The organism is Solemya elarraichensis gill symbiont, assembly GCF_002021095.1.
Taxonomy (GTDB): domain Bacteria; phylum Pseudomonadota; class Gammaproteobacteria; order Chromatiales; family Chromatiaceae.
In genome coordinates, this window is record NZ_MPRK01000079.1 from 1 (window position 1) to 7,220 (window position 7,220).

The window sequence follows — 7,220 nt, forward strand, 5'->3', positions numbered from 1 at the left end:
TTTTCCTTTGGCGCTGGCGCACGTCAGAAAAACAGTCTCGCCTAGTGGCTACCGGGGACTACGCGCCTTCGATTCTCTCTCCTTGGCGCGCAGCGTTTGTGTCGCTGTGCGACAGGCTTAATGTTGAAAGCGCGCGGTGGCGCGCACCCACCCTACTTTCTTGTGCTGACAAGAAAGTAGGCAAAGAAACAGCTCCTTACCGGCGCCTGGTCACGCGCAACTTGATCATCACAGCGTGAAAAAAACTCGCGATCTTCGATCACTCAAACAGTTTTTCACTTCTCCTGTGATGCCCTGCGCTGCGCACTAGCGCCGATAACGGAGAGTCCTCACGAAGCAATTTCCATTGCTTCGTCATGCCGACTCAATACCAATACCACAATATATATCGGGTACAAACAGCTGGATCCCCCCTTCCCTGCGTCTTGTGGCATCCGGAATGCTGTGTTATATCTAGTCCATGCTCACGCAGATGAGCAAACATAATAAAGAATCACCGCTAGTTGGATAGGATAGAAATGAATAGAACACTCACCTCCGTGATCATCCCGCCTATGGGCGCATACCGCTATGGTTGCGGTACATCGTGCGCAGCCCCAATCTCGGTTTTCTGGCTGGCTGGCGTTGTCGCCATCATCTACTCACTGTTTGGCGGACCTGCTGGTGCAGATGGTGTCGATTTCTACACCCTCGCCCTTGGTGTTGTCATGTGGTTCATTGCTTCAATATGGACCCTGCTGACTATGAGTGGTGTCGCGGAAGATCGCTGCAGTCCACTTAACAGCAAGGTTTCACCGACGGTCGACGAAACAGACCCGATGGATGAAGTACGCAGGGCGAAACAGGGCTAGGTATAACTGGCTGACTAATCAGCCTGCCGGTCTTTTGACCTGAGCCAGGCAAGTTTCTCGGCAATTTTCTGTTCAAGTCCACGATCGACCGGATAGTAGTAGCGACTACCCTCCAACTCTTCCGGCAGATAACTCTCTCCCGCCGCATAAGCATCCGGCTCATCATGTGCGTAGCGATACTCTTTGCCGTAATCGAGCTCTTTCATCAGCTTTGTCGGCGCATTGCGCAAGTGCAATGGCACTTCCAGCGAGCCTGACTCCTTGGCCTCACGCATTGCAGCCTTGTAGGCAAGGTAGGCGGCATTGCTCTTCGCCGCAGCTGCCATGTAGATAATCGCCTGTGCAATTGCCAGCTCACCTTCGGGAGAACCTAACCTCTCCTGCACTTCCCACGCATCGAGAGCCAGGCGCAGTGCACGCGGGTCGGCATTGCCAATATCTTCCGATGCCATACGTACGACGCGACGCGCGATATAGAGCGGATCGCATCCACCATCAATCATGCGGCAGAACCAGTAAAGGGCACCATCCGGTGAAGAACCACGTATTGATTTATGCAGCGCGGATATCTGGTCATAGAAGGCCTCACCACCCTTGTCGAAACGACGCACCCGACCGGCAACCAGTTCAGTCACCGTGTTTGGATCAATCACATCCCCGTTGCACAGATCGGCAGCTATCTCCAGCAAGTTGAGTGCGCGTCGTGCATCACCATCAGCCGCTTCAGCTATCAGCTCGATCTGCTCCATCTCGATCTGCAGTTTGCGTTTGCCAAGGCCGCGCTCATCATCACTCAGGGCCTGCTCCAGCACTTTGATGAGTGATTCCTTGTCCAGCGCCTGCAGAACGTAGACACGCGCACGTGACAAGAGTGCATTGTTGAGTTCAAACGAGGGGTTTTCTGTCGTTGCGCCAACGAAGACGATGGTACCGTCTTCGACATGCGGCAGAAAGGCATCCTGTTGCGATTTGTTGAAGCGATGTACTTCATCAATAAAAAGCAACGCGCTCTTGCCCATCTGGCGCAGCTGTTTCGCCCTGTCGACGGCAGCGCGGATCTCCTTGACGCCCGAGAGCACTGCGGAGAGCTTGATAAACTCGGCTCCTGAGTGTGTTGCCAGCATCGACGCAAGCGTCGTCTTGCCGGTCCCGGGCGGACCCCAGAAAATCATTGAGTGCAGACGATCACTCTCAATCGCCTTGCGTAAAGGGGTATCTTCACCAACGATTTTGATCTGCCCGCGAAACTCATCGAGTGAACGCGGACGCATACGGTCAGCAAGCGGGCGGTAGCCAGCCTGTTCACTGTCGCTGTCGAAGAGGTCTTCCATCAGTGCTGCCAGACGTCCATCGAGGGAGGTGTAACGAACTTGAACAGTTCACGGTCAAGTGCGGGATTACGCTTTACATCAGAAAAGATAAACCGGGTTGTCTGTCCAAACTTGTCCTGCATTTCGAGACTCGCGAGTTGCTCGCCACTGAAACCGATGCGCACCAATTCAACCTGGCTGTCAGCCTCTTTCGGTGCGAGGTCGGTCCACTCGACTCCGCCATCCGATGAGCTGCCAATGACAGTGAAATGGGTTTCCACTCCTGCCTCATCAGCAAGCAACTGGGCTGGTGTACCGCGCAAGGCGGTCTCCTGGGATTGGTGCGATACCTGTTCCAGGTCGCGATCGAGCAGCCACACACGATTGCCGTCAGCCACGATCAGTTGCGCCTCGTCACCCTCGTAGTCCCAGCGAAACTTGCCCGGCCTGCTGAGATAGAGCACACCTTTCTGGGAGTGAGTGACTCCATCATCACTTTCAATGAACTGGGAAAAATCTGCCTTGAGAGTTTTAAGACCACCAAGAAAGCCCTCCACTCGGGAGGCGTCTGCCATCGCTGTATTGCATACCAACAGCATTGACAGTATTACTGCTATTTTTTTCACATTGACTCCGTGTCGTTTGCCGGTGTGCCAGGCCAGGTCGCCTGTTACTCAACCGGTGGCGGTGCAAGCACCGTCCTGTTGCCGTTATTCTCCTGCGCGGAGACGATACCGATACGTTCCATCTCCTCGATCATTCGAGCAGCACGGTTGTAACCGATCTTGAGACGACGCTGTACACCCGAAATAGAGGCACGACGCGTCTCGGTGACAATCTGTACTGCCTCATCGAAGAGTGGATCCACATCCTCGACATCCACACCTGACGCTTCAGCAGATAGACCCGGGATCGGCTCCGAAGGTTCCTCGAGAATTTCGTTGAGATAACTTGATTGACCATGTTTCTTGATAAATTCGACCACTGCATGCACTTCGTGATCATCAACGAAAGCACCGTGCACACGTTTGGGTATACCCGACCCGGGTGGCAAATAGAGCATGTCACCATGGCCAAGGAGATGCTCGGCACCCTGCTGATCAAGAATGGTTCGTGAGTCGACACGCGAGGAGACCTGGAAAGCAATACGTGTCGGAATATTCGCCTTGATGAGGCCGGTAATAACATCAACCGAGGGGCGCTGGGTTGCCAGCAGCAAGTGAACACCTGCAGCACGCGCCTTCTGCGCGAGTCGTGCAATCAGCTCCTCAACCTTCTTGCCGACCACCATGATCATGTCAGCAAACTCGTCGACGACCACAACGATATAGGGCATTTTTTCCAGTACAGGCGCCTGTGGCAGCTCTGCATCCTCATCCAGTATCAGGTTGGGATCAATTCTGAAAGTCGGATCGGTGAGCGGTGAACCTGCCTTTTCGGCATCGACTATCTTCTTGTTGTAACCGCCGATATTGCGCACCCCGAGTGCAGCCATCAACTTGTAGCGACGCTCCATCTCGGCGACACACCAGCGCAGCGCATTGGCTGCATCAGACATATCGGTGACCACCGGGCACAGCAGGTGCGGAATGCCTTCATAGACCGACAGTTCGAGCATTTTCGGGTCGATCATGATGAGGCGCACTTCATCAGGACGGGCCTTGAAGAGGATACTCAGGATCATCGCATTAACGCCGACCGATTTACCCGACCCCGTGGTTCCTGCAATCAGCGCATGCGGCATGCGGGCAAGATCCGCAACTGTCGGATGACCCGCAATATCCTTGCCGAGGCTCACTGTAAGAGGCGACTTCGACTTGTCATACTGTTCCGAACGCAGCACCTCGCTGAGATAGACGATCTCGCGCTGCTCGTTGGGAATCTCCAGGCCGATATAGCTCTTGCCGGGAATATTCTCGACCACGCGCACACTGATAGTGGACATGGCGCGTGCCAGGTCATTGGCAAGACTGGTGACCTTGCTGGCCTTGGTACCGGCAGCAAGTTCGATTTCGAAGAGAGTAACAACCGGACCCGGATGGACATGTTTGACCAGCGCCTCGATACCAAAGTCTGCAAGCTTCAGCTCAACCAGTCGTGACATCCCCTGCAGCGACTCCTCGGAGTACTGCTGGACACGTTCCTCAGGCTCATCGAGAAGTGCCAATGGCGGCAGTTCGGTGTTGGGATCAGGTTCGAACAGGGTGACCTGCTTCTCTTTCTCGACACGCTCACTCTTGACGATTTTCTGCACCTTGGGCTCGATACTCGGCAATTCACGTTTCTTGGCGCGCTGCTTCTCGACCTTGAGTGCCTCGCTGCGCTTCTTCTTCGCGACTTTCGCCTCTTTCGCCTCCTCCTGCTTCTCCTTGCGCAATTCGAAAAGGCGTTTGATCCAGGCAAAGAAATCGAGCGTCATACCGCCAATCCAGTCCATCAGGGCAAACCAGGAGAGACCGGTGAAAAGTGTCAGGCCTGCGAGGAAGAGTGCGGCCAACAGGAGTGTGCCACCCACCGGGCTGAGTGTTTCAACCAGGCCGGGAGCAATCGCCTTGCCGAAAATACCGCCAGCACCATGGCTGAGGCCAAGACCAAAATCCGTCAGGTGCAGGGCACCAAGGCCACAGCCACTGATAATGGTTAACGCAAAACCACTCCAGCGGATCAGGAAAAGTGGCGTATTGAGGTGATCATCAGGCGTGCGCTCTTTCATGAAAAGCCAGCCGCTCCACACGATCATGACAGGGAAAAGCAGTGCGAAAATCCCGAAAAAGGCATAGAAAACATCGGCAAACCAAGCGCCTGCAGGGCCACCTGCATTATGAACACCGTCGCGTTCACCGATAAAGGACCAGCCTGGGTCATCAGGCGAATAGGATAGAAAGGCAAGCAGGAAATAGGCTGCTATAGCTATAACCAGAACAAAGGCACCTTCGCGCAGACGCTCCCTGATTCCCCTGTTCCCGATGTTTGCACTATTGCTCAACGACAATTATCTCCCCTGCTGTGGTGAAGAGCGCTTTACCCGCACCCCGCCATTCCGTAAAATTTATATATATCTTATATGGTGATGCAGAACAAACTGCAATCATTATCCTAATCTGGAGAATTATACATGAGTGAAACCCGTCATTGCCGCCTGTTAATCCTTGGATCAGGCCCGGCCGGATACACTGCCGCTGTTTACGCCGCACGAGCCAACCTTAACCCGGTTTTGATCACCGGTATGGAACAGGGCGGTCAGCTGATGACTACCACCGAGGTGGATAACTGGCCCGGTGATACCAACGGCGTACAGGGCCCGGAACTGATGGAACGCATGCGCCTGCACGCAGAGCGTTTCGATACTGAAATCATTTTTGACTGGATCAGCAAAGTCGACTTCTCCGAGCGTCCTTTCCGCCTCACCGGCGACCAGGCCGAATACACCTGCGATGCATTGATTATCGCCACCGGCGCATCCGCCATGTACCTCGGGCTCGAATCGGAAGAGGCGTTCAAGGGCAAGGGCGTTTCTGCCTGTGCGACCTGTGATGGTTTCTTCTACCGTGGCCAGAAAGTCGCTGTTATCGGCGGTGGAAACACTGCCGTGGAAGAGGCACTCTACCTCTCGAATATCGCCGAAGAGGTCACCCTTGTGCACCGCCGTGATTCACTCAGGTCTGAAAAGATACTGCAGGATCACATTCTTGAAAAGGCAGAGAACGGCAACATCAAGATTGAATGGAACCATGTGCTCGACGAAGTACTGGGCGACAAAACCGGTGTTACGGGCATGCGCATCAAAAATGTACAGGATGACAGTACCAAGGATATCGACCTGCAGGGTGTTTTCATTGCGATTGGCCACAAGCCGAACACTGCCATGTTTGAAGGCCAACTGGAGATGGATAACGGTTACATCAAGGTAAAAGGCGGATTCAATGGGCATGCCACCCAGACATCCGCTCATGGTATCTATGCTGCCGGTGATGTTATGGATCACATCTACCGCCAGGCGGTCACTTCAGCCGGAACCGGCTGCATGGCTGCACTGGATGCAGAGCGCTTTTTTGACGGCCTCGAAGAAGATTGATGGATAACGGGGTATAACAATACTCATCTCACTCGAAGGAACTGACCCGGCAACGCCATTTCCGGATCCGGAAATGGCGGAAAAAGAGCCGGATGGTCTTCTCGCAGCAGGCGGTGACCTTGAGCCCATCCGGCTCGTCAATGCATATAGCTCGGGAATTTTCCCATGGTACAGCGAGGGCCAGCCGATCCTGTGGTGGTCACCGGACCCGCGTACCCTGCTCTTCCCGGGCAAGCTGCATATATCGAGAAGCCTGGCGAAACGCTTGCGCCAGGGGCGTTTCGAAATCTCTTTCGATCTCGACTTCAACCGCGTGGTCACTGCCTGCGCGACTGTTGCACGCAAACAGCAGGACGGTACCTGGATCGTCGATAAAATGCAGGCTGCCTACAAACGCATGCATATTCTCGGTTTCGCCCATTCGGTCGAGGTGTGGCAGGATAAGGAACTGGTAGGCGGACTCTACGGCATGTCTGTCGGCAAGGCTTTTTATGGCGAGTCGATGTTCAGCCTCGTGCCAGATGCATCCAAGGTCGCACTTGTGATGCTGACGAAACGCTTGCAGGCATGGGGGTTTCATTTCATCGACTGCCAGGTTGTCACCAGTCACCTGGTATCGCTGGGAGCCGAGACAGTTGCACGTGACGATTTTCTGCAACTCAATCAACTGGCTGTAGAATCAGAGGAGCAATTTGAATGGCGACAGGAGGCGATAGCAACAAATGATGCATGATGAGACAAGCGTCAGCGTCACCCTCTATGTTGGCGTTCCGCACCAGTGCAGCTATCTCGATGACGAGACCACGACACTGCATATCATTGATCCCCAGTTCAGTATGAATTCCGCTTTTTACGGCGGCCTGCTGGCACAGGGTTTCAGGCGCAGTGGAGCCTGTAGATAATTCTGTGTAACTGCCCTGTTCAAATATGGTCAATGAGTCGATCTTCAAACTCGATCATAAAACGATTTAACGCTGCTTTCCA

8 protein-coding genes are annotated in these 7,220 nt (G+C 54.1%); 5 read left to right on the plus strand and 3 right to left on the minus strand.

All coding sequences use genetic code 11. From position 1 onward, the window contains the following. Both BOW51_RS11105 and BOW51_RS05490 read left to right on the plus strand, forming a co-directional pair. On the plus strand, positions 1–239 hold a 239-nt coding region (locus BOW51_RS11105), incomplete at its 5' end, for a hypothetical protein (protein WP_167367245.1). A gap of 279 nt (positions 240–518) precedes the next feature. Next, entirely contained in the window at positions 519–851 is a 333-nt protein-coding gene (locus tag BOW51_RS05490) for a hypothetical protein (RefSeq protein ID WP_135568076.1), read from the plus strand. 14 nt (positions 852–865) lie between these two features. Here BOW51_RS05490 and BOW51_RS05495 read toward each other — a convergent pair whose 3' ends face one another. The 3 genes from BOW51_RS05495 to BOW51_RS05505 are packed head-to-tail and all read right to left on the minus strand — an operon-like array spanning position 866 to position 5,147. Then, on the minus strand, positions 866–2,182 hold the full coding sequence (locus BOW51_RS05495) for a replication-associated recombination protein A (protein ID WP_078476818.1): 1,317 nt from the start codon (positions 2,180–2,182) through the stop codon (positions 866–868). Then, positions 2,182–2,787 carry an outer membrane lipoprotein periplasmic chaperone LolA gene (gene lolA / locus BOW51_RS05500; protein ID WP_135568077.1) on the minus strand — a complete coding sequence of 202 codons (606 nt, stop codon included), beginning with the start codon at positions 2,785–2,787 and terminating at the stop codon, positions 2,182–2,184. Before lolA ends, BOW51_RS05495 begins: the two co-directional genes overlap by 1 nt. Positions 2,788–2,831: 44 nt before the next feature. Beyond that, positions 2,832–5,147, minus strand: coding sequence for a DNA translocase FtsK (locus BOW51_RS05505; protein ID WP_245828529.1), 2,316 nt, complete (start codon positions 5,145–5,147; stop codon positions 2,832–2,834). 129 nt (positions 5,148–5,276) lie between these two features. Here BOW51_RS05505 and trxB point away from each other — a divergent pair, with 129 nt between their 5' ends. The 3 genes from trxB to BOW51_RS05520 all read left to right on the plus strand — a co-directional run bounded on the left by trxB (position 5,277) and on the right by BOW51_RS05520 (position 7,138). Then, positions 5,277–6,236: a thioredoxin-disulfide reductase gene (gene trxB, locus BOW51_RS05510; RefSeq protein WP_078476821.1), complete on the plus strand. Its 960-nt coding sequence runs from the start codon at positions 5,277–5,279 to the stop codon at positions 6,234–6,236. Positions 6,237–6,309: 73 nt separating this feature from the next. Further along, positions 6,310–6,969, plus strand: a complete 660-nt coding sequence (aat, locus tag BOW51_RS05515; protein ID WP_135568078.1) for a leucyl/phenylalanyl-tRNA--protein transferase — start codon at positions 6,310–6,312, stop codon at positions 6,967–6,969. Then, positions 6,959–7,138: a hypothetical protein gene (locus tag BOW51_RS05520; RefSeq protein WP_078476823.1), complete on the plus strand. Its 180-nt coding sequence runs from the start codon at positions 6,959–6,961 to the stop codon at positions 7,136–7,138. The genes aat and BOW51_RS05520 overlap by 11 nt, the downstream gene beginning before the upstream one ends. Positions 7,139–7,220: the final 82 nt, after the last annotated feature.

Coding starts and splice junctions, on each gene's coding strand:
- BOW51_RS05490 (WP_135568076.1), top strand. CDS start 519: ATGAATAGAACACTCACCTCCGTGATCATCCCGCCTATGGGCGCATAC.
- BOW51_RS05495 (WP_078476818.1), bottom strand. CDS start 2,182: ATGGAAGACCTCTTCGACAGCGACAGTGAACAGGCTGGCTACCGCCCG.
- trxB (WP_078476821.1), top strand. CDS start 5,277: ATGAGTGAAACCCGTCATTGCCGCCTGTTAATCCTTGGATCAGGCCCG.
- aat (WP_135568078.1), top strand. CDS start 6,310: ATGGCGGAAAAAGAGCCGGATGGTCTTCTCGCAGCAGGCGGTGACCTT.
- BOW51_RS05520 (WP_078476823.1), top strand. CDS start 6,959: ATGATGCATGATGAGACAAGCGTCAGCGTCACCCTCTATGTTGGCGTT.